This window comes from Halococcus salifodinae DSM 8989, from assembly GCF_000336935.1.
GTDB classification, from domain to species: Archaea; Halobacteriota; Halobacteria; order Halobacteriales; family Halococcaceae; genus Halococcus; species Halococcus salifodinae.
Genome location: NZ_AOME01000051.1, coordinates 1 through 20,666 on the forward strand (window position 1 = coordinate 1; position 20,666 = coordinate 20,666).

General features: G+C 65.4%; 20 protein-coding genes. 7 read left to right on the forward strand and 13 right to left on the reverse strand.

Annotated features, from left to right (window positions below):
* Positions 1-33: 33 nt before the first annotated feature.
* Positions 34-399, reverse strand: coding sequence for a hypothetical protein (locus C450_RS22050; protein ID WP_161606945.1), 366 nt, complete (start codon positions 397-399; stop codon positions 34-36).
* Here C450_RS22050 and ftsZ point away from each other — a divergent pair.
* Positions 386-1,516 carry a cell division protein FtsZ gene (ftsZ, locus tag C450_RS07310; RefSeq protein WP_005042113.1) on the forward strand — a complete coding sequence of 377 codons (1,131 nt, stop codon included), beginning with the start codon at positions 386-388 and terminating at the stop codon, positions 1,514-1,516. The genes C450_RS22050 and ftsZ overlap by 14 nt on opposite strands.
* 197 nt (positions 1,517-1,713) lie before the next feature.
* Here the strand turns inward: ftsZ and C450_RS07315 are convergent, their stop codons facing one another.
* On the reverse strand, positions 1,714-3,102 hold the full coding sequence (locus tag C450_RS07315) for a NosD domain-containing protein (RefSeq protein ID WP_049909940.1): 1,389 nt from the start codon (positions 3,100-3,102) through the stop codon (positions 1,714-1,716).
* A gap of 144 nt (positions 3,103-3,246) precedes the next feature.
* Between C450_RS07315 and C450_RS07320 the strand changes: the two genes are divergently transcribed.
* Both C450_RS07320 and C450_RS07325 read left to right on the forward strand, forming a co-directional pair.
* Positions 3,247-3,420: a protein translocase SEC61 complex subunit gamma gene (locus C450_RS07320; protein ID WP_005042116.1), complete on the forward strand. Its 174-nt coding sequence runs from the start codon at positions 3,247-3,249 to the stop codon at positions 3,418-3,420.
* A 1-nt stretch (position 3,421) separates the two neighbouring features.
* Positions 3,422-3,859: a transcription elongation factor Spt5 gene (locus C450_RS07325; protein WP_005042118.1), complete on the forward strand. Its 438-nt coding sequence runs from the start codon at positions 3,422-3,424 to the stop codon at positions 3,857-3,859.
* A gap of 158 nt (positions 3,860-4,017) precedes the next feature.
* Here C450_RS07325 and C450_RS07330 read toward each other — a convergent pair whose 3' ends face one another.
* Entirely contained in the window at positions 4,018-4,647 is a 630-nt protein-coding gene (locus C450_RS07330) for a hypothetical protein (protein ID WP_005042120.1), read from the reverse strand.
* Positions 4,648-4,962: 315 nt separating this feature from the next.
* On the opposite strand from C450_RS07330, the gene C450_RS07335 reads away from it, so the two are divergent.
* Positions 4,963-6,306: an erythromycin esterase family protein gene (locus C450_RS07335; RefSeq protein WP_005042124.1), complete on the forward strand. Its 1,344-nt coding sequence runs from the start codon at positions 4,963-4,965 to the stop codon at positions 6,304-6,306.
* Positions 6,307-6,498: 192 nt separating this feature from the next.
* Positions 6,499-7,254, forward strand: coding sequence for a PHP-associated domain-containing protein (locus tag C450_RS07340; RefSeq protein WP_005042125.1), 756 nt, complete (start codon positions 6,499-6,501; stop codon positions 7,252-7,254).
* Positions 7,255-7,298: 44 nt separating this feature from the next.
* Here the strand turns inward: C450_RS07340 and C450_RS07345 are convergent, their stop codons facing one another.
* From C450_RS07345 to C450_RS07355, 3 genes are all read right to left on the reverse strand, one after another.
* Positions 7,299-8,459, reverse strand: coding sequence for a PGF-CTERM sorting domain-containing protein (locus C450_RS07345; protein ID WP_241430284.1), 1,161 nt, complete (start codon positions 8,457-8,459; stop codon positions 7,299-7,301).
* 96 nt (positions 8,460-8,555) lie between these two features.
* Positions 8,556-9,044: a metal-dependent hydrolase gene (locus C450_RS07350; protein ID WP_005042128.1), complete on the reverse strand. Its 489-nt coding sequence runs from the start codon at positions 9,042-9,044 to the stop codon at positions 8,556-8,558.
* Positions 9,045-9,118: 74 nt separating this feature from the next.
* A complete protein-coding gene (locus tag C450_RS07355) occupies positions 9,119-9,661 on the reverse strand; it encodes a CinA family protein (RefSeq protein WP_005042131.1) in 543 nt (180 codons plus the stop codon).
* Positions 9,662-10,069: 408 nt separating this feature from the next.
* On the opposite strand from C450_RS07355, the gene C450_RS07360 reads away from it, so the two are divergent.
* Entirely contained in the window at positions 10,070-11,170 is a 1,101-nt protein-coding gene (locus C450_RS07360) for a pyridoxal phosphate-dependent aminotransferase (RefSeq protein WP_005042133.1), read from the forward strand.
* 432 nt (positions 11,171-11,602) lie between these two features.
* Here C450_RS07360 and C450_RS07365 read toward each other — a convergent pair whose 3' ends face one another.
* The 3 genes from C450_RS07365 to C450_RS07375 all read right to left on the reverse strand — a co-directional run bounded on the left by C450_RS07365 (position 11,603) and on the right by C450_RS07375 (position 14,240).
* Complete coding sequence (locus C450_RS07365; RefSeq protein WP_005042134.1) at positions 11,603-12,427, reverse strand: SDR family oxidoreductase; 825 nt, start codon at positions 12,425-12,427, stop codon at positions 11,603-11,605.
* 81 nt (positions 12,428-12,508) lie between these two features.
* Positions 12,509-13,327: an endonuclease V gene (locus tag C450_RS07370; protein ID WP_049909941.1), complete on the reverse strand. Its 819-nt coding sequence runs from the start codon at positions 13,325-13,327 to the stop codon at positions 12,509-12,511.
* Position 13,328: 1 nt separating this feature from the next.
* A complete protein-coding gene (locus C450_RS07375) occupies positions 13,329-14,240 on the reverse strand; it encodes a rhomboid family intramembrane serine protease (protein WP_005042138.1) in 912 nt (303 codons plus the stop codon).
* 143 nt (positions 14,241-14,383) lie between these two features.
* On the opposite strand from C450_RS07375, the gene C450_RS07380 reads away from it, so the two are divergent.
* Complete coding sequence (locus C450_RS07380) at positions 14,384-14,815, forward strand: DUF5788 family protein (protein WP_005042140.1); 432 nt, start codon at positions 14,384-14,386, stop codon at positions 14,813-14,815.
* Positions 14,816-14,875: 60 nt separating this feature from the next.
* Here the strand turns inward: C450_RS07380 and C450_RS07385 are convergent, their stop codons facing one another.
* The 4 genes from C450_RS07385 to C450_RS07400 form a co-directional block, all read right to left on the reverse strand.
* On the reverse strand, positions 14,876-17,956 hold the full coding sequence (locus C450_RS07385; protein ID WP_005042143.1) for an FAD-binding and (Fe-S)-binding domain-containing protein: 3,081 nt from the start codon (positions 17,954-17,956) through the stop codon (positions 14,876-14,878).
* A 136-nt stretch (positions 17,957-18,092) separates the two neighbouring features.
* Positions 18,093-19,058, reverse strand: coding sequence for an AEC family transporter (locus C450_RS07390; RefSeq protein WP_005042145.1), 966 nt, complete (start codon positions 19,056-19,058; stop codon positions 18,093-18,095).
* Between the two features lie 869 nt (positions 19,059-19,927).
* Positions 19,928-20,128: a helix-turn-helix domain-containing protein gene (locus C450_RS07395; RefSeq protein WP_049909942.1), complete on the reverse strand. Its 201-nt coding sequence runs from the start codon at positions 20,126-20,128 to the stop codon at positions 19,928-19,930.
* Entirely contained in the window at positions 20,112-20,573 is a 462-nt protein-coding gene (locus C450_RS07400; RefSeq protein ID WP_049909992.1) for a GAF domain-containing protein, read from the reverse strand. The genes C450_RS07395 and C450_RS07400 overlap by 17 nt, the downstream gene beginning before the upstream one ends.
* Between the last annotated feature and the right edge of the window lie 93 nt (positions 20,574-20,666).

Sequence of the window (20,666 nt, forward strand, 5' to 3'; positions counted from 1 at the left end):
TGTGTATAAGAGACAGACACCGAACAGGGCGGATCACGGCTCGCCGGCGAGGTCGCGTTCTCGACGCCTGACGATCGATGCACCGTCGTCGAGAGCTTCGCCGAACTCCTCGATAGAGAGTACGAGGCCGTCGAACGCCGTGACGGCGCGCTGGTGGCGCGTGAAACGGCGTTCGACCCCGCGGCGGCACGCGACGCGGGCGTGCCGGAGGGACCGGCGTTCGGCCGACTCGCCGACGGTGAGGCCGTCACGGTCGACGGCCGGACGATCGAACCCGAGGGAGTCCACGAACGGCGCGAACGGCGATTTCCGCTCGACGAGTACAATGACACACCTCGAACAGAAGGGGAAAGATAAATAGCCGCCGTGCGTCATGCGGTCATAAATGGATTCGATCATCGAGGATGCCATCGACGAGACCCCGGCGAACGACGAGCGCGACGGCCGCGAGACACCAGCGGGCGAGCGCGAGAGGGGCACGATGACCAACGAAGAGCTCGCGGGAGTCGTCGACGATCTCAAGACACAGATCACGGTGGTCGGCTGTGGCGGTGCGGGCTCGAACACCGTCACCCGGATGGACAAGGAGGGGATCCACGGCGCGAAACTGGTCGCCGCCAACACCGACGCTCAGCACCTCGTCGAACAGGTCCAGGCCGACACCAAGATCCTGATGGGCCGCGAGCGCACCGGTGGGCGTGGCGCGGGCTCAGTACCAAAAATCGGCGAGGAGGCCGCGCGTGAGACCCTGGACGACATCCGGGAGTCGATCGATGGTTCGGACATGGTCTTCGTGACGGCGGGCCTCGGCGGCGGCACCGGTACCGGTGCGGCCCCGGTGGTCGCCCAGGCCGCCCAGGAGGCGGGCGCGCTCACGATCGCGATCGCCACGATCCCGTTCACCGCGGAGGGCGAACGTCGGCGCTCGAACGCCGACGCCGGCCTCGAACGACTCCGTGCGGTCTCCGATACCGTGATCGTCGTCCCGAACGATCGGCTGCTCGAATACGCGCCGAACCTCCCGCTCCAGGACGCGTTCACGATCTGTGATCGCGTGCTGATGCGCTCGGTCAAGGGGATGACCGAACTCATCACGAAGCCCGGCCTGGTGAACGTCGACTTCGCCGACGTTCGCACCGTGATGGAGAACGGCGGCGTCGCGATGATCGGTCTCGGCGAGTCCGACTCGGAGAACAAGGCTCGCGACTCGATCCAGTCGGCGCTTCGCTCGCCGCTGCTGGATGTGGAGTTCAAGGGCGCGAGCTCCGCGCTGGTCAACGTGGTCGGCGGTCCCGACATGAGTATCGAGGAGGCAGAGGGTGTCGTCGAGGAGATCTACGACCGGATCGATCCCGACGCCCGGATCATCTGGGGCGCGTCGGTCGACGAGAGCTTCAGCGGTACGATGGAGACCATGATCGTGGTCACGGGCGTCGAGTCGCCCCAGATTTACGGCCAGTCCGACCTCGCCGACGAGACCGGCCGGGTCGACAACGACATCGACTACGTGGAGTAGTCCGCGAACGCTGCCGCGATCGCTTCGTTGGTCGGGGTACAGCACCGCTAGCCGTCGGATGGTTGACTTTTTGTTCAACACGACCGCAAGCTCTCGCCGAGCGCCCCGTCGAAATCGATCGCTGACAGTCGGTGAAAAGCCGGCTCCGCACGGTCTCCGTCAGCAGTGTTCTCGACCGAAACCGACGAGCAGCGTTCTCAGCGGTCTCGGTCGTGTCGAACTGCAAGCACGGTGGCTGCGAGCACCGCGAGCAGCGCTGCGGCGGGGCCGAATCCCGGACCATCACTCGACGATGTCGGCGTTTCGGTCGCATTCGCGCCGCTGGCGTTCGCCGTATCCGTCGTGGTCGTCGGCTGGTGAGTCGTCGTCGATGCGCGTGTCGTCTCGATCGTCGTTTCCGGTGGTGTTGTCGTGGTTGCCGTGGCGGTTGCGGTCGTCGTCTGCGTGGCGGTCGGCGTTTGCGTCGACGTTGCGGTGGGTGTTGGTGTCGGTGTCGCGGTCGGAGTTGGTGTTGGTGTCGGCGTTGCAGTCGGGGTTGGCGTCGGTGTCGCAGTAGGTGTCGGCGTCGATGTTTCGGTCGGCGTCGCGCTCGCCGTCGCGCTTCCTTCCGTCCCGAAGATCGCGATCGTCGCGGGCTGGGGGACGCCATCCGCGGAGACGGTGTTCGCCTCCGGATCGGCTGCCGAACCGTCGAGCTTCGACCACGCGTTGCCGTTGTCATCGCTACTCCAGAGTGCGAGTGAGGACTCGCTCACGCCGCTCGCGTCGTCGTCTGTGTACTGGACCGAGAGCGAGAGCGACCCCGTATCACCGTAAACGGTCGTCCGAATGGTCGTCCCGACGGGTTGCTGGTCGGACGGGGCGTTATCGGGGACACCGAGCGCGCGCACGCCGACGTTCGTCCCCGAGAGATCGACCGTCACCGGCCCCATGTCGAGGTTCGTCACCGTGGTGTCCGAATCGCTGCCCGGCGTGAACTTGTCCGAGTAGAAATCCCAGAGGGAGTTGTTCATCGCAGTGTTGTCCGCGAACCGATTGCCGGTGCTGGCGCGCTGGACGTGCAGACCGTATTTGTTGTCGTTTGCCGTGTTCTCCGTGATCGTGTTGTCGCTCGACTGTTTGACCTGGATTCCGAGACCGTTCGTCCGGACGGTGTTCCCCCGAACGGTGGTCTGATCGGTGTCAAGTAGCGTGATACCCTCGGTCGCGCCGGTTGCGGTGATGTCCGCTATCGTCCCGTTCTCGACGTTCCGAAAGAGCACACCACGGGTGAAGCCCGCCGTCTCCACCCCCGTGACCGTGACGCCGGAGAGCGTCGACGCTCCTGCGACGGCGACGCCGACGCCCGAATCACCACCCGTGATCCGGTGGCCGTCGCCATCGAGAGTAACGTCGCTCGCCACAATCTGGATACATTCGTCGCCGTCGGCCGAGAGATCCGTCGTGAGTGTGTACGTTCCCGATGTATCGATCGTGGCACACGAGTCGATTCCGGTGGTCGATTGTGCGCCAGCGACCCCGATCGGAGCCGTGACGGCACCGAGAACCACGACGAGAACGCCGACAGCCACTCGTAACGTTACCATCGAGTTCCTCCACGGCGTCGTTGATTCATCAACTCAGATAGGTTGCTGGCGAGGCGGTATCTATCTCGTGTTCTCGGGATCGAACCACGCGGTGGTCGTTCGGTGTCACAAGATAGAAATCCTTCCGGGGGCTATCGGCTACAAATGGACATCAAGTACGACCTTTCGAGCTATACGCGAGTGTTGAAACTCGCCAGCACCCCCGACTGGGAGGAGTTCTCACAAATCGCGCTCATCGCGGGTGCGGGGATCGTCCTCGTGGGCATCCTCGGGTTCCTGATCGCCCTCGTGATGGGCTTCGTGCCGGGAGGACTCTGAGATGAGCGTGTACGCCGTGAAGACCACCGCGAGCCAGGAGCGTACGGTGGCGGATATGATCATGAACCGCGAAGAAAACGACATCCACGCCGCGCTCGCGCCCGACTCGCTCACGAGCTACGTGATGGTCGAGGCCGACGACCACGCGATCCTCGAACGCGTGCTCGACGAGATCCCCCACGCCAGAAATCTCGTGCCGGGCGAGTCCTCGATCGCGGAGGTCGAACACTTCCTCTCGCCGAAACCCGACGTCGAGGGGATCGCCGAAAGCGACATCGTCGAGCTCATCGCCGGCCCGTTCAAGGGCGAGAAGGCCCAGGTCCAGCGCATCGACGAGGGCAAAGACCAGGTGACGGTCGAACTCTACGAGGCGACCGTTCCGATCCCCGTCACGGTCCGTGGCGACCAGATCCGCGTGTTGGACTCGGAAGAACGCTGAAAGCGTTCCTCAAGCAGTCAGCGCGGCGGAGCCGCGTTGAATATAGCGAGGAGCGATAGCTCCTCGAACACCCGAACGGCGGGTTTCACCCGTGAGAACGCGGAAGAACGTTGAATCGCCGTCCTGAACGTTCCACTATCGGGGTACGATCGTTCGATTCAGTCAGCAGCGTTCGTTGCGAGAAGCGTCGCACAGCCCACGAGCGTCGATATCTGCGTCGACTCTACCGTTCCGTCCCGTCGGACGGCGACCTTGACGCCGAGGCTGTTGCAGGTGTCGACCACGAAATCGATCGTTGTTGGTTCGTCGCCACCGACACCGACACCGAGCGTGTATTCTTCGGGCTTTGCGACCCCGATCTCGGCGTAAGCGTCGGGTTCGAGCCGGAACGTCTCTTCGAAGACGGCGTTGCCACCGCGTTCCGAAACGGTGGTCCGAACCGCTCGGGACGTCCCGGCGTCGTTCCAGACGGCAATCGTTCCGGAGCCGTCGCCGGAGGAGTCGTCGCCGATGGTCGCTGTCTCCTGTGCCCGGTTCCGCGTCGAGTTGATCTGGATGAACGTCTTACTCACCTCATCCGGTTCCGTGCCCCGAGTGGAGATATCCGAAGTCGTTGCTGGCGATCGATTCGCTGTGGTTGTCGGTTCCGGCGAACCCGACGACTCCCGGGACCGCATCGTGGTGGGGTCGGCCGACCCACCATCCCCGCGAACACATCCGGCGAGGATCGCACTCAGGCCGATCGAGAGGACCGTTCGTCGCCCGATTTTCGACGACTCGCCAACCATAGTTCAGTCTGTCGAACCATCGAAATAAGTCTTCTGACGTTCGTGCGTCGAAAGCGGCTGGGCCGCCGTGTCGATGAATACGGACCGTCGTCTTCCCTGTCCGCACCGCCGACGGGTTTTTACTCTTCGCTGTATGATGCGTAAATCGCATGATTTTCCGGTTCGTCTGAACGGGTCCGTCCCGCGCTGTCGTTCGTTCCGATCGTCACAGCGCCGTCGACGCCGGGCCGAGCCCGCTTTCTACGCCGACTAGCGGTCAGCGACCGCAACGGGCGTGGCACGTCTCGCAGCCAATCACAGACCCTTCCACGACACATGACGAACGACACAACTACCGACGAACCGGACGAATCGACCGACGACCGACGGAACGAACTGGCCGCCGTCGCGGACCGACTCGCCGACCGAGCGACGACGATCGAAACCACCGATCCCACGGCCGATCTCACGGACCTAGAACCGATCGGTGACGCGCTTGCCGGCGCACGTATCGTTGGGCTCGGCGAAGCCACCCACGGAACGCGGGAGTTCTTTCGACTGAAACACCGGCTCGTCCGCGGCCTCGTCGAGCGGCAGGGTCTCCGGCTGTTCGCCATCGAGGCGAACCTGCCCGAGACGCTCGCGATGAACGACTACGTACTCCACGGCGAGGGTACACCGGAGGAAGCACTCGACGGGATGTACTTCTGGACGTGGAACACCGAATCGGTCGTCGCGCTCGCCGAGTGGCTCCGCGGGTTCAACGAGGGACGACCGCTCGACGATCGGGTGCGCTTCCACGGTATCGACGCACAGTACACCTCGGGCGCGGTCGGACGACTTGACGCGTTCCTCGCCACGGCCGACCCCGATCTGCGCGCCGCGGTAGACGCGGATCTCGCCGCGGCAGATGACAAGGGTGAGACCACCGAGGAGCACATGAGCGCCCACGATCCAGACGCCACGGACCGACTGATAGAACGGCTCACGACTGCCTTCGACGAGCGGACCCCGGCGTACGCCGCCGCGACGAGCGAGCGGACGACCGTCCTCGCCCGCCGGTGTCTCGATACCATCGAGCAAGCGCGGGCCCGACGGGTCGCCTACGAGAGCGAGAGTCAGGAGGCCGCAATGCGGGTCCGCGAAGCGGCGATGGCGGATAACGTCGACTGGCTCCTCGACCGCGAATCCTCCGACCGGCTGGCGCTGTGGGCCCACGACAGTCATCTCTGCCGGACGGAAAACCACGCCAAGCGGTTCGGTGCGGTGGCGTCGCTCGGGAACCGTCTCGCCGATCGGTACGGCGAGGACTACTACCCGCTCGGGTTCGACTTCCTCGGCGGCGAGTTTCGCGCTATCGGTGTTCGACTGACCGAGGACAGCGAGCGTGCCACGTGGTCACTTGACGAGCCGCCGGCCGATTCGGTGACACGTGCGTTCGCTGCGATCGGCGCGGAGCTGGCGTTTCTCGATTTCGGCACGCTCGACGCCCAGGAACGGGCGTGGTTCGACGAGCCGCGTGCCAAGCGTGAACTCGGGGCCGTCTACTACGGTTCTGACGGGCCGGCCGACGACGCGGCGGACGGTCAGGCGACACACAACGAGTGGCGATCGCTCACCGAGGCGTTCGACGGACTCGTGTTTGTCCGCGAGACGACGGCGACACGGCCGCCGGAGTAAGGCCAATCGTCGCGTCACGACCTCGGTGTGGCCCGACCAGCAAGTGGAGAGCTATCGGTCGGACGCCATCGTCATCGCGTCGTCGCGGGACGGCCCACCTGATGCAATCGAACGAGCACGATTCGATGGAGTCACGACCACAGGTCGAACGAGTTAACCGCCGTCTGCGAGAACCGGAACTGTAGGTCAGCCGTGAGCGAGTCCCGCATCGACGTCCACGTCAAAGTCCTCGATCAGCGAGTGGTCCGCCGGGCCAAACGCTACGGTCTCGACGTCGTGGTGTACGCGCCGCATTTCACCCGCCTGCCCGAGATTCGGGCCAGAGCCCGCGCGTTTTCCGACGACGATCTGCTGGTGGTGCCGGGTCGGGAACTGTTCACCGGGTCGTGGCGGGATCGCCAGCACGTGCTCGCCATCGGCCTTGCCGATCCAGTACCCGACTTCCTCACGCTCGATGGAACGATGGCCGAACTCCGCCGCCAGAACGCGGCGGTGTTGGTCCCCCATCCCGAGTTCCTGAACGTGGGCCTCGACGCTGCCGCCATCGATCGCCACCGCGCGACCATCGACGCCGTCGAGATCGACAACGCAAAATACTGGCCGCATCACGCCCGGCGGGCGCGCGAGATCGCCGATCGGTTCGCACTCCCCGCCTTCGGCTCGTCGTACGCCCACCGTCGCGGGACCGTCGGCGAGATCTGGACCGCGTTCGACGAGTCGATCGAGACCGAGGCCGACCTCGTGGCGGCGTTTACCGAAGACGCGCCACGCCGAGTTCAGCAACGTCGTGGCGCGATCCATTGCATCCGGCGGGCAGCGGAGTTCGCCCATCTCGGCTACGAGAACTCGTGGGGGAAGTTCGATCGACTCGTCCTCCCCGGCCAAACGGCGACCCATCCGCAGCGCGAGCACTACGAAGGTCGGTTCGACGAGCTGTCCGTTTACTGATCGTCGGGATCCGAGAGCGGAGTGGGCGGCAAAAACAATACGATCTAGCGGCGGCGAAGCGCGAGGACGGCGGCTCCGAGGAGGGCGGCGATGGCGGCGCTCGTCCCGAATCCGGGGCCGAACGCGCCACTGTTGTCCCCGGATTCGTTGGCGGTTCCGTTCGTTGCGGTCGTCCCGCCCGATTCGTCACTCCCACCCGTCGTCGTGGTCGGTGTGGCGATCGTCGTCTCCGTTGCTGTTGGCGTCGGCGTCGCGGTCGCCGTCGGCGTTGGTGTTGGGGTCGGGGTCTCAGTCTTGCCCAGCGGCGCGAGGACCGACGCGTTCTCCGGGGATGGGACGGTCGCCACGACGCGGTTGCTGGTGAGGTTGACGTAGTTCACGCCGGGAACCTGCTGCCAGGTGCCGTCGTAGTTCCATAGTCGGATCGATCGCTCGGTGATGTTCGCACTGGTAACGGTCTCGTCGGTGTAGGGGACGGCGAGTTCGAGCGAGGCGTTCGGCGCGGTGGCGACCGCACCGAGGAACTGGCCGACGTTCGTTCGGTTTTCGGTGCCGAGCGGCGGGTTGGAGACGCCCGTGAATGCGACGTCGCTCGCGGTGAACGAAACCGTCGCCGAGCGGGTCGTGAGGTTCGTCGCTTGGGTGTTCGTGGCGTTGCCTGCGGTGTAGAGGCTCCATCGGCTGTTGTTGACCGCGGTGACGCTTTCGAGCCGTGTGTCGTCCGATCCCACGAGCTGGACCCCGTTGCGGGCGTTCGCGCTCGCGTTGACGTCCTGAATGACTCCGCCGTTCACGTCGCGGTAGGCGACCCCGGACGTCCAGTCGGTCGTCGTCACGTTTCGGACGGTGACGTTCGCGGTCGTCGTGAGCGAGTTGTTGACTCGGACACCGACGCTTGCCGTCCCGTTCGTTCCGTTAGTGGCGTTCGAGGCCGCGTTCGGCCCGGCATCGATCGTGTGACCGCCGCCGTCGAAGACGACGTCGCTCGACAGGATCTGGATGCAGGTGTCGGCGGAGCTGTTCGTGACGTTTTCGGTGAGAACGTAGCTGCCGTCGTCGGCGATCGTCCGACAGGAATCGATCGGGATCGGGCCGCCCCCGGACTGGGCGCTCGCGGTGCCGACGGGTGCGACGCCGACGACACCCGCGACCGACGCCACGAGGACGAGGCAGGCGACGACCACAGCGTGTTTCGATGAACCCATCACTCGTGGGGACGACTGGCGCGTAGCCCATACCAGTTCTGTTCTGTGCTGGACGATCGCGGGTCGGTGCGCCGTCGAGACACTGGCGAGCAGGCGTCAGAACACGCCCGCCGCGCGCAGGCCGTCGGTGAAAAGCTGTTGGGGAGCGTCGGCCGCGAGCACCGCGGCGACGGCGATCTCGACGCCGGTGATGAGGAGGACCACCACGGTTGCGTACCGGCTGCTGACTCGGACGCCGACCGGGAGATCGAACTCGGTGCTGTCGAGCGGGTACAGCAGCGCGAGTCCTCGCTTCGTCCCGAGCAGATCGAGCACGTAGTGGGTCGCCACGCCGATCCACACCAGTTCGAGGTTGTCGAAGTAGAGCGGGTACGCGACGAACAGCCCGAGCGTCGCGAGGTTGTGGAACGTCTTCCGATGGCTCCCGAACGCGGTGTCGATATCGGGGACCAGCGCCCCGAGCACCACCGGGACCGCGAACCCGACGACCGCGCGCGCGGTGGCGGCGTCGCCGGCAGGATGGGCGAGATACGCGAGTCCGACGCTCAACACGAGCGCGTTCAGGACGTGGCCCTTCTTGTTCATCGTCCGGATGCCTCCTGACTCATCGTGACCGACAACTCATCCCGTTCATCGAATACCCCGACGCCCGGCAGCGGTTAAGCCGTGTCGTTCGAGTTCGGGTTCCGGCGCTCATCGAGCTGTTCGAGCACCGCCCTGAGCGCGCGCTCGGCGATTTTTCGCTTGACCTCGCGGCGCGACCCCTCGAAAACATGGTGTTCGGTCGCCGCAGCCGAGTCGCCAGTTCCCCATCCGCCGGCGTAGGCGACGCCGACATGAACTGTGCCGACGGGTTTCTCGTCGGTGCCGCCGTCGGGCCCCGCGATCCCGGTCGTGGCGACGCCCCACGTCGTGTCGGCGGTGTCGCGCGCGCCGCGTGCCATCGCGCGAGCGACCGGCGCGCTGACCGCGCCGTGGGCATCCAAATCTTCGCGCGGAACGGCGAGCAGCGCGCGCTTGGCCCGCGAGGAGTAGGTCACGAGCGAGCGATCGAAGTAGTCGCTCGATCCCGGGACGTCGGTGAGCAGCGAGCCGACCAGTCCCCCAGTACACGACTCTGCGACCGCGATCGTCGCGTCGGTCTCCCGGAGTGCGTCGCCGAGGCGCTCCTCAATCGGTGGTTCGTTCGGGTCCTGGGCCATGTGCGATCAGTCGTTCCTCTCGGACAAGAGACCGGTGGTCGGGTGAGATTCAGAGGAGCGGTGGCGCGCGGCTGCGCCGAGCGGGACGGCTCTGTCGTCCCGCTGGCCGTGCGAACGGGCCATGCGCGGCGCTACGCGCCGCGAATTCGAGGCGGCGAAACCGCCTCGCGCCGCCCGTGAGCAGACGCCGTTTATCGGCGCGCAACTCTCGTGCGAGGGATGACTGAGTGAGTGAACGAGCGAAGGAATCGGTTGGGGTGGCGTGTGGCCTACGTTTCTCATTTGTGACGGGATTCGTCTGGCATGCGAGGCGACAGTAGCGTTGGAGACTGCGAGTGGTCCCTGAACACCTTGAGCGACAGAGCATCGAGGCGAAAGACCGAGTACGGGCCGGGCCAGTACACGAGTATGAACTACGAGACGCCGCAGTTCTTCCGGGTGATGCAGTACGCGGCGGCCGCCGACCGCGACGTGATCGACATGGTGAGCGGCAACCCCGACTGGGAGGCCCCCGCCGGGATCGCCGAGGGACTCCACGAGTACGCCGATCTCGGTGGGACGGACTACCAGTACCCGCCGAGCGAGGGGCTGGCCGAACTCCGCAAGGAAACCGCCGCCAGGCGAAACGTCGAACCCGAGTCGGTGATCGTCACGAACGGTGCGGGCGAGGCGAACCATCTCGCGCTGGCGGCGGCGCTCGATCGCGATGCGGGCTCGGAAGTACTCCTCACCGACCCGGTCTACCCTTACTATCCCGGCAAGACGAGGCTCCTCGGCGGCGTTCCGCGATCCGTGCCGGTCGACAACGATGGCCGGCTCGATCCAGCGGCCGTCCGCGAGCGCGCCAACTCGGACACCGCCGCGATCGTCGTCAACACGCCAAACAACCCGACGGGGGCGGTCTACCCCGAAGAAACGATGACCGAACTCGTCGCGATCGCCGAGGACTGTGGCGCGGTGCTCGTGAGCGACGAGGTGTACGACCACTTCGATTTCTCGGGCGACTTTTCGAGCGCGCTCGGGGTCGACTCCGCTCACCGGGTCGTGACGAACTCCTTCTCGAAGTCGATGGCAATCACGGGGTTTCGGGTCGGATACGGAATCTTCCCGCCGGCGCTCCGGGACGCGGCGCGCACACGACACATGCTTGCGAACGTCACCGGCACCCGTCCGGCGCAGTACGCCGTCCTCGAAGCACTGCGCTCGACCGATCGCGAGTACTACGCCGCGAACCGCGATCGGCTCGAAAAGCGCGTCGCGACGTTCACCGACGCGCTCGACGATTCGGGAGCGGAGTACACTACTCCAGACGGTGCGTTCTACGTGATGGCGCGCTTTGCGGGGTTCCCGGGCACGATGGCGAACGCCGAGCGGCTGATCGACGAAGCCGGCGTCGCCGGGATGCCCGGTGAGACGTTCGGTGAAACTCGTGAGGATTGGTTCCGGTTCGCACTCGTCACGCCCGATGTTACGGACGCGGCTCGACGGCTGGCCGAATTCTTCGAGTGACTGTGCCGATCGAGTTTCGAGGTGCTGTGGCGCGCGGCTACGCGCCCGCTGCTCGCGGGCGCGCAACTCCCGTGTGAGGTCTGTGCGAGCGGTGCGACCATAGGGAGCACCTCGATGCGAATAGCGCGAGACCTTCGGTCTCGCGAACCGTTCGAGCGGGCCTTCGGCCCGCGAGAAGACGGCGAACGAAGTGAGCCGTGAGCGGAGCGAGTGCAGGCTCGGCAGAGCGAAGCTCTGACGGTGGATGAGTGAGTGACGTGAGCGAAGCGAGCGGAACGAACGAATCGGCTGGGGAGGCACGTGGCAGTCGGATTCGATCGTCGTGACTCGTGAGCGGAAGAACGTGCACGATTCCACGGCTGTCACATCCGAATCAGCGAGCCACGAACCATCACCTCCCGTTTCGCTACCCGAGAAGATGACGGTCGCTGTCTACACCACGCGACGGACGAGACTGTAGAGCTGGTTTCGGACGCCGGCGGGGAGGAAGCGGGCGTACTCGGCGAGGCTCGCGAGCGGTCCGACGGGATAGCGCGCGGGCGGGTTCGGTGAGACTGCCGCATCGACGACGGCCTCGGCGACCTCGGCGGGCGAGACGGTTCCCACACCGCCCTCGACGACGGTGCGCGAATCGTCGAGGAGATCGTAGAACGTCTCGTACGCGCCCGAGCGTTCGAGGCCGGCGAGTTCGTCTGCGGCGCGGTCCTCGAAGTCGGTGTTCACCGGTCCCGGCGCGACGACCGCGACGTCGATCCCATAATCCGCGATCTCCGTGCGGAGCGCGTCAGTCATGGCTTCGAGCGCGAACTTCGAGCCCGCGTAGACGCCCTTGGCGGGCGTAGCGAACCGGCCGGCGGTGCTAGAGACGTTCACGATGGTTCCTGTCCCCCGATCGCGCATATGTGGGAGGACGGCGCGCGTCAGTCGGTGCGGGCCGTAGACGTTGGCGTCGAACTGGTCGCGGACGAGGCCGATCGGCACGTCCTCGATCGGGCCGAACTGGCCGTAGCCAGCGTTGTTCACGAGGCAGTCGATTCGGCCGGTGTCGTCGACGATGCGATCGATCACGGCCGTCACCGCCTCGTCGTCGGTGATGTCGAGCGCTGCGGTCTCACAGCCAGACTGGGCGAGCGCCGACAGATCCTTCTCGTCGCGGGCGGTCGCGTACACCGTCCACTCCTCGTCGCGGAAGGCCTCGGCGGTCGCGCGACCGATGCCCGACGAACAGCCGGTGATCAGCACGGTCTTCGTGGTCATATCATCGCACTCTCGGGCCGGGTAGTTAACTTCCGCCGTTCGTCGTCGCGATCGTGCGTCGCAGCCACGGCGTCGGAACCCTCAGCCACTGTGATCGCGCTTCACCTCGTCGGCATAGCTGTCGGCGAGTCGCGTCGGTTCGGGAAGCTTGTACCCATCACAGAGCCGTTCGACGAGATCGGCGGCCGTGTCGCCGCCGACACGGTGGCCTGCACTCACATACACCGGGTTGATGTGTCGGTTTCCGGAGTCGTACTGGCGAGTCTGGAGCGCGTAGCCGATGACGGTGTCGACGTCGTCCGCTGTCTCGACGCTGTCGTTGGCCGCGATGGCGACGCGCGTTCCCTCGGGAAGGTCGTCGAGCGATCCTTGGGGCGCGCCACAGAGCAGTCCCTTGGCGACGCCGACAGCCGGCAGATCGAGCGTGACGCCCATGTGAGTCGCGAGACCGGCCTCGCGGTAGTGGATCCGACCGCTGCCGTCGAACACCGCGAGATCCGGCTCGACGTCGAGGTTCTCGAACGCCGCGAGGATCGCGCCGGTTTCTCGGAAGGAAAGCAAACCGGGAACGTAGGGGAATTCGAGATCGACGACGGCGTGGGCGCGTTCGATCACCTCACCGCCGCGGAGGGCGACGATCGCTCCGACCGCCCGATCGTCGAGGAAGGCCTGATCGACACCGACGACGGTCGGTGGGTCGTCGTGCGACGGGCCTGCGGCCGTTCGATCGTCGGCGATCGAATCGAGGGTATGCGTGGCGGCGGTCGTCGATACCGCTGCCGAATCGAATCCGAAATCGTCGGCGAAGGCCGCGGCCGCGGCGATCTCCCGCTGGAGGGCCTCCATCGCCTCGCGTGAGGCCGACGGATCGGGAACGAACGCGGGGCGGACGGGTTTCATTTCAGAACGGGCCGCGCCCGCGGCCACCCATCCCGCCACCGCCGCGACCGCCGCCGAACTGGAGGCGGTTCCGTGCGTTCACCCGGCCTTTGACGTGTTGGCCGTAGGCGAGTCCGATGACGAGGCCGGCGAGGTGGGCGATATTGGCGACGCCGGGAAGGATCGGGACGCCAAGGGCTCCCGAAACCGAGACCGCGGCGTACCCCACGGTGAGCAGCCAGATCGGGACGGGGATGAAGAAGTAGAGATAGACCCGGAGATCGGGGTTCAGGACCGTGAGCACACCGAGAATGGCGAGGGCCGCGCCGCTCGCGCCGAGCGCACCCGTGGGATCGTTCTGTACGATCCCGACCCCCATCTGAGCGAGGCCAGCGAGCACGCCGCTCCCGAGAAAGAGGAGGGCGAAATCCCGCGACCCGACGTACTCCTCGACCAGTTGGCCGAAGAAGTAGATCACGATGGCGTTGACGAGGAGGTGCCAGAGGCCGCCGTGGGCGAAGATCGACGTGAACCACGTCCAGACATATAGGGGGTGCTCCGGCGAAATCACGAACAATGCACTCCAGAGGTCTGGCCCGACATCGAACAGCGGTGCAACGATGTACTGCAGGCCGAACGTGATGAACATCAGCCCCAGGAACACGAAGGTCATGTTCCCGCGGAAAAAGCCGAGCGGCCCGCCGACGCCGGTGTCGAGGGCCCCGGAGAGCCGCCCCGACGACGACCGGCCGCCGCGGTTGTCGGCGCTATCGTCGAAGCCGCTGTCGAAGATACCCGAGGGATCGTCCCAGTCGTCGAGCCCAGGGCAGCCGTGGTTCTCGGGGAGGCGGTGCTCGCCGCAGTAGGTGCCGCCGCAGTGCTGGCAGTGATACGGCATGTTCTCGCTCCGACCACACTGGTCGCACGTCGCCATTTACCGTGGGTTAGTGACGCCGGCTAAAATCGGTTGGGTTCCGGAGGACGAGCGGGACTGCCGAACGGTCGTGTAGCGCCCGGACGACCGAAACGACGGAGCGCGCCCGACGAAGTGAAACCTCGGTGGCTCCGAAAGCCTCCATGCAACCATACGAGCGAAAACAGCTCCTCGCGCGGGTCGAGCGCGAGGGCGCGACCGTGGGAGCGTCGATTCCCGAGACGATCGACGTTCAGGGCGATCGGCTCGCGCTCCGGGAGTTCGTTTTCGAAACGCGATCACGCGAGTCGGTGCCGGCAAGCGAGCGTGACCGAGTCGAACAGGCGAAAAAGAACCTCCGACGCGAACGCCTCCAGCGCAAGCACCTCCTCGAAGACGCCGACATCCCGCACGAAGAGGGCGAGCGGCTGGTCGAGAGCATCGTCGGCATCGACCGCGCGCTGAACGCGCTCGGCGATCTCGGAACCTCTGACATCGAGCGCGAGGCCGACGCGAACGAGGCCGCCGATCGGAAACGTTGGATGTCGTTCCTGAAACAAGCGCTCGGGAACGAGGACTCGAGCGCTCGGCGGTGAGTCTCGGAGTCACGACCGCTGATTCTCCCCACCGGCGCGATCGAACGTTTCGGGGTGTCGTCAGCGATCGAGCGCCACCGCGGCCGCCTCGATCGGGTGGCGCGGCCGTGATTCGTCGTCCCGGTCGCCGAGCTGGGTGCGACAGGAAGTGCCGGGTGCGACCACTCGATCGCCGTTGCTCGCATCGACCTGATCGAAGAGGATGTTCCCGATCGCCTGTGAGAGATCGTAGTGTTCGGCCTCGTAGCCAAACGAGCCGGCCATCCCACAGCAGCCCGAATCGAGCGGATCGACGTCGTAGCCCGCCCGCCGCAGAACGCCGACCGCGTGGTGGTCCTTCGCGAGCGCCTTCTGGTTGCAGTGGCCGTGGTACGTGAGCGACGTGTCGGGCGCAGTGAAATCGATCCGATCGTCGAGTCGGAATCGGTCGAGGTGTTCGAGCACGCCGTAGGCGCTCTCGGAAACCCGCGTCGCCGCCTCGCTGTCGGGGAGCAGATCGAGATACTCGTCCTGAACCATTACGGCGTCGGAGGGTTCGACGAACGCGACCGCCCAGCCGTCCCGGACGAGCGGATCGAGCGCTTCGACGTTCGTCCGCGCGCGCTCGCCGGCGACGTCGAGCAACCCCTTCGAGTAGGCGGGCCGACCGCTCGGTGCGACGTCGTCGGGGATTTCGACGTGAACGCCGGCAGCCTCCAGCACCAGGACCGCCGCCTTCCCTGGCCGGGGATGGCTGTAGTTGGTGTATGTGTCGGGGAAGAGGAGGACCTTCGCCTCGGCCTCAGCGGGCGGGATCGCCGCACCGCCGCGCGCGTCGAACCAGTCTTCGAGAGACTCGCTCGTGAACTGGGGAAGTTCGCGCTCGCGGGCGATTCCCATCGTTTTCTCCATCGCGGCGCGCGCCCCCGGTAGCTTCGGCAGCCAGTTCGAGACAGGCGCGAACCGACTCCCGAGCGCCGCGAGCCGGTCGACGTTCGCGAACAGGCGCTCGCGGCGATCGACCCCCTCGCGCTCGTGGTACTGGTGTTTGACCTCGGTTTTGAGCTTCGCCATGTCCACACCAGTTGGACAGTCGCTTGCACAGCCCTTGCAGCCGACACAGAGGTCGAGCACCTCCTCTTGGAATCGCTCGGAGTAGAGCTCCTCCTCGGGAAGCTCTCCCGAGATCGCCGCCCGGAGGAGGTTCGCCCGGCCGCGTGTGGTCTGAATCTCCTCGTGCGAGGCGCGGTAGGTCGGACACATCGTCTCGCTGTCGGTCTGTCGGCAGGTCCCACAGCCGTTGCAGAGCTCGACGAGGTGTGAAAACCCCTCACCGTCTTCATTCCCGTCGCTTCCGGCCCCGTCATTTCCGACCTCGTCGCTTCCCCTCTCGTCGAACGCCATCGTCGTCTGCGGTTCGAGCGACGAGTATTCTGCACCGTATCGGAGGTTCTCGCGCATGTCCGCGCCGACGCCGCGCCCGTCCGCCGGCGCGTTTTTGTCGTCCTCGTCCCAGTAGACGACCGTGCCGGGGTTCATCCGGCAGTCGGGATCGGCAACGAGTTTGAGCTCCTGGAACGCCCCCCAGAGGTCGGGGCCGTACATCTTCGGGTTGAACTCGGTGCGCGCGAGACCGTCGCCGTGCTCGCCCGAGAAGGCCCCGTCGTGCTCCATGACGAGCGAGGTGACGTCTTCCGAAATCGAGTGCATCGCCTCGATGCCGTCCCCCTCTTTGAGGTTCAAGATGGGTCGGATGTGGAGGGTTCCCGAACCGGCGTGGGCGAAGTACGCCGCCGACGTGTCGTGGTCGGCGAGGATTTCCTCGAACTCGACGACGTACTCCGCGAGTTCTTCGGGCGGAACGGTGGCGTCCTCGATGAAGGGGTAGGGTTTGGGATCGCCCTCCAGACTCATCAGGAGCGGGATCGCGGCCTTCCGGAGTTTCCAGAGCTTCGATTGGTCCTCGGCCGAGTACGCTTCCAGCACGTCGAACGCCGCGCCCTGTTCCACGAAGTGGGCGTTCGTTCCCTCGATGGCGGCCTCGAAGTCCTCGCAACACTCGGAATCGAACTCCAGCATCAGCGCCGCCGCTGTGCCCTCGGGAATCGGATCGACGTACTGGGCGAACTCGGTGGAGTCGCCCGCGAGTCGGAACACCTCGTCGTCCATCAGCTCGACCGCGCTCACGTCGAAATCGAGCGCTGCTGGCACCGCCGCCATCGCGTCGACCAGATCGGAAAAACAGTAGAGCGCGAGCGCGGTCGATTCGGGTTTCGTCACGAGACCGAGCGTCGCTTCGACCACGACGCCGAGGGTCCCCTCCGCGCCGACGAACAGCTTCGAGAGGTTGATGACCTCCTCGCCAGCGTCGTTTTCGTACACGACTTTGTGGAGATTGTACCCCGACACCGACCGCTTCAGGCTCGGATACCGCTCCGCGATCTCCTCGGCGTTCTCCTCGACGAGACTCCGGACTGTGCGATAGAGTGCTGCTTCGCGGTCGTCCTTCCCCACCAACGCCTCCCACTCCGGACTGTCGAGGACGACCTCGCGAGTGTGGATCAGCGAGCCGTCGGCGAGCACCACCCGAAGTTCCTCGGTGTAGGCGTCGGTGATGCCGTACCGGACCGAGTGCGCGCCCGTCGAGTTGTTTCCGATCCCGCCGCCGATCGTCGCGCGGTTCGAGGAGGCGGGGTCGGGCGCGAACTTGAGTCCCCACTCGTCGAGGTGGGCGTCGAGGTGATCCTGGACGACGCCCGGCTGGACGGTCGCAGTTCGATCATGGGGATCGACGTTGAGGATCGAATCCATGTGACGGCTGCAGTCGAGCACGACGCAGCCGGGACCGACCGTTTGACCCGCGAGTGACGACCCCGCGCCGCGCGGGAGCACGGGGACGTCGTGCTCGGCGGCGATCCGAACTGCCGCCCGAACGTCCTCGATATCGCGCGGGCGGACCACGCCCGCGGGTCGCGCCTGATAGATGCTGCCGTCGGTGGCGTAGAGCACCTGGGAGTACTCGTCGAACCCCACTTCGCCGCGCACCGCCTCGCGCAGATCGGCGGCGAGCGCACGGTGCTCGGCGACATCGGCGTGGTCGTGGCCCAGCGTGTCGACCGATGTCGAAAGATCGGCTGTATCGGAAGCCTCCTCGGCAGCCATACGTATTTTTGACGGTAGATAATGTTAAACACTGGGATGGCCCCAAGGATTGCACCGATCGGGTTCGTCGTCGGCCGCAGTGCTGGCTGTCGGTCGTGACGATTGTGACGGCTTCTCCCGAACGGTGAATGTGGACTTAGAGAAACGACCCGACGAGATCGGTATCGAGCACCGCGATCACCCCGGTGAGGACGGGGACACTCGCGAGCGTCGTGGTCAGGACGGCGGCGCTGACGTACTCGGGAGCGGTGATGCCGCCCACTGAGCGGTCGCTCCCCATCTCGATCACGAGGATCAATGGGGTGATCGCCGCGGGCGCGGCACATTCGAGCACGAACACCCGTGCGACCGTCGTGTTCTCGAAACCGAGCAGGGCCGCGATGGCGAACCCGACGACCGGTGCGACCACGAGTTTGAGCGCGTTCGCGGTGCCGACGCGTGCGACCGCCGTGCCGTAGTTCGTGTTCGCGAGCTGGATACCGACGAGCAACAACATCAGCGGGATCGCCGCGTCGCCGACGAGTTTTAGCGTACTCATCGTGGTGCCGTCGGCGGGCGGGACGACCCCGAGCCAGCGCACAAGCGCCGCGAGCACGACCGCGTAGACGAGGGGAAGTTCGAACACCCGCTTGACCGAGCCGAACCCGCCGTCGCCGCCGGAGCGGGAGGCGAGATAGACGCCCACGGTGTAGACCACGACGCTCTGGCCGACGAGATAGACCACGGCGGTCGCGCGGCCGACCACCCCGAACGCGAACGCCGAAAGTGGGATGCCGAAGTTGCCCGAGTTCGAAAAGGAGCTCACGAGCACGAGCGCGCTCCGGATGGGTTCGTCCTCGCCGAGCGCGCGCCCGACGATCTCCGCGGCCATCGCCATGACGAGGATGAATCCGACGACGCCCACGACGAGTTTCACGAGCGTCTCCCCACCGATGTCGGTGGTCGCGATGCTGTGAAAGACGAGCGCCGGGGCCAGCACGTAGATCGTCACGGTGTTGAGCGGGTCGACTGCGATCGAGCGCACGCGACCGAGAACGAAACCGACTGCCGCGATCGTGACGATGGGGAGAATGGCGCTCGCGAAGATCGAGAGGAGGGACATACCGGCACCCACCGCCTGTCGGGTTACAAACGTTCCGAGGTGCGCCCGCTTCACGGAACGCCAAGAGAGCAGTTACTCTCCGCTTCGGGCCGAAAACTCGATGGACGAATCCGTGATGACGACGGTCAGTTCATCCGTATCTCGGCTTCAATCGTACGCGACGCTCGGATTCGCTCCGGCTTGCACCGTGATTTGATACGCGTGCGAGGAGTCCTCAACCCCGATGCATCCGTAGGATTTGACTCCTCCTGCCTGCAGTTCGGTGGTTGCAGAGAACACTGGCGACGCCGTGAGATCACGCGGTTCGTGTGGTGCTTCCTCGGAGGGTCGAACGGTCGCGGTTTTCGGCAGCAGAGTGACCGTTGTCGCTACCGCTCGCTGTGCATTTGTGGTGTTCTCGATAGAAAGGACAACGGGACTTGCTTCGACAATCGCTGTCCCTGGAGTGCTGGCTGTCTTTCTGCATCCGGAACTCGTCCGCGTGATACGTGTGGCGGTTGGCTTTGCTGTCTCTGTCGAGGCCGGTGGCGAGACCGTTTCTGTAGTCTCTGCCATGGAACGGGTATGATGGATCTGCCAGAACCGTCCTCCGGAGCTGTCGTCGTGTCGCTTCCCGAACCAGACTGTGAGTCACCAGTACAACCCGCAAACAGGGACAGTGTCCCTGCAATCCCGGTAAGTAGCGAACGACGCCTCATACGTCTCGATTTGCCAAAATCAGCATACGCTTTGTGGGAGCGAGTTCTCATCGCGTGAGAAGAGCGCTCCTTCGAGTGGCTCGTACATTGATCTGGATCGCTCTCTTTCTCTCGCTCCCGTCCGAAAGCGGACTGCTGCTAGCCGTCACTCGCTCGCCGTTCGGTCGACGATCAGGACTGCTCGCTCTCGCTGAACAGCTCCACGAGCGCGGCCGCGTGTTCGTCGCTCGGAACCTGGTCGCCGTCCTCCCACGCCGCGACCACGGTCGTCGTGGTTTCGAGAGTGGCCGCGACTTCCATCTGATGGAGACCACGGGACTGACGGCGAGCGCGGAGTTCCTGACCGAGTGGCGGGTTATTCTGCGTTGTCATGCGAGACGATCTGCTTACCGATGCTCATCAGCCCCTGACGTTCTTCGGCGGTAAACTCGTACTGTTCCGGCTTACCGACCCCAATCGTTCCTTCGAGCGTGCCATCCTCTCCGATGATCGGGGCAGCAAGCGATCCTTCCATTCCCGTCGCGCGTGCGCCGTCTTCGGCGACGCCGGAGTCGTCCGTCTGTAGATTACAGACATCGACTGGCTCCATTCGCTCGGCCGCCAATCCAGCCATTCCTTTGCCGACCGGGATCGTCTCGATCCGAGAAAGAACGGAATCCGGAATACCGACGGAAGCGACGAGCTGTAACCCGTCTTCGTCCTTTCGATGGAGCGTGCCTGACGTACAGCCGAACTCCGCGACGACATTTTGGAGAGCGTCCCTCGTTCCCTCGTCGGGTTTCGGCGCGATGGAAGACGGTGTCTCTTCGTCGTTCATCGTCGTTGGTTCGTCGGTACCGGTGTCAGTCACTTAAACGTACCCGCATAGCGCGTAAGTGCGAGCAAGGACCAGAAAGGAGGGGATTCGAGA

Excerpts from the sequence above, each read along its gene's own strand:
- ftsZ (WP_005042113.1), top strand. The coding sequence starts at position 386 with ATGGATTCGATCATCGAGGATGCCATCGACGAGACCCCGGCGAACGAC.
- C450_RS22050 (WP_161606945.1), bottom strand. The coding sequence starts at position 399 with ATGATCGAATCCATTTATGACCGCATGACGCACGGCGGCTATTTATCT.
- C450_RS07315 (WP_049909940.1), bottom strand. The coding sequence starts at position 3,102 with ATGGTAACGTTACGAGTGGCTGTCGGCGTTCTCGTCGTGGTTCTCGGT.
- C450_RS07320 (WP_005042116.1), top strand. The coding sequence starts at position 3,247 with ATGGACATCAAGTACGACCTTTCGAGCTATACGCGAGTGTTGAAACTC.
- C450_RS07325 (WP_005042118.1), top strand. The coding sequence starts at position 3,422 with ATGAGCGTGTACGCCGTGAAGACCACCGCGAGCCAGGAGCGTACGGTG.
- C450_RS07330 (WP_005042120.1), bottom strand. The coding sequence starts at position 4,647 with ATGGTTGGCGAGTCGTCGAAAATCGGGCGACGAACGGTCCTCTCGATC.
- C450_RS07335 (WP_005042124.1), top strand. The coding sequence starts at position 4,963 with ATGACGAACGACACAACTACCGACGAACCGGACGAATCGACCGACGAC.
- C450_RS07345 (WP_241430284.1), bottom strand. The coding sequence starts at position 8,459 with ATGGGTTCATCGAAACACGCTGTGGTCGTCGCCTGCCTCGTCCTCGTG.
- C450_RS07350 (WP_005042128.1), bottom strand. The coding sequence starts at position 9,044 with ATGAACAAGAAGGGCCACGTCCTGAACGCGCTCGTGTTGAGCGTCGGA.
- C450_RS07355 (WP_005042131.1), bottom strand. The coding sequence starts at position 9,661 with ATGGCCCAGGACCCGAACGAACCACCGATTGAGGAGCGCCTCGGCGAC.
- C450_RS07360 (WP_005042133.1), top strand. The coding sequence starts at position 10,070 with ATGAACTACGAGACGCCGCAGTTCTTCCGGGTGATGCAGTACGCGGCG.
- C450_RS07365 (WP_005042134.1), bottom strand. The coding sequence starts at position 12,427 with ATGACCACGAAGACCGTGCTGATCACCGGCTGTTCGTCGGGCATCGGT.
- C450_RS07370 (WP_049909941.1), bottom strand. The coding sequence starts at position 13,327 with ATGAAACCCGTCCGCCCCGCGTTCGTTCCCGATCCGTCGGCCTCACGC.
- C450_RS07375 (WP_005042138.1), bottom strand. The coding sequence starts at position 14,240 with ATGGCGACGTGCGACCAGTGTGGTCGGAGCGAGAACATGCCGTATCAC.
- C450_RS07380 (WP_005042140.1), top strand. The coding sequence starts at position 14,384 with ATGCAACCATACGAGCGAAAACAGCTCCTCGCGCGGGTCGAGCGCGAG.
- C450_RS07385 (WP_005042143.1), bottom strand. The coding sequence starts at position 17,956 with ATGGCTGCCGAGGAGGCTTCCGATACAGCCGATCTTTCGACATCGGTC.
- C450_RS07390 (WP_005042145.1), bottom strand. The coding sequence starts at position 19,058 with ATGTCCCTCCTCTCGATCTTCGCGAGCGCCATTCTCCCCATCGTCACG.
- C450_RS07395 (WP_049909942.1), bottom strand. The coding sequence starts at position 20,128 with ATGACAACGCAGAATAACCCGCCACTCGGTCAGGAACTCCGCGCTCGC.
- C450_RS07400 (WP_049909992.1), bottom strand. The coding sequence starts at position 20,573 with ATGAACGACGAAGAGACACCGTCTTCCATCGCGCCGAAACCCGACGAG.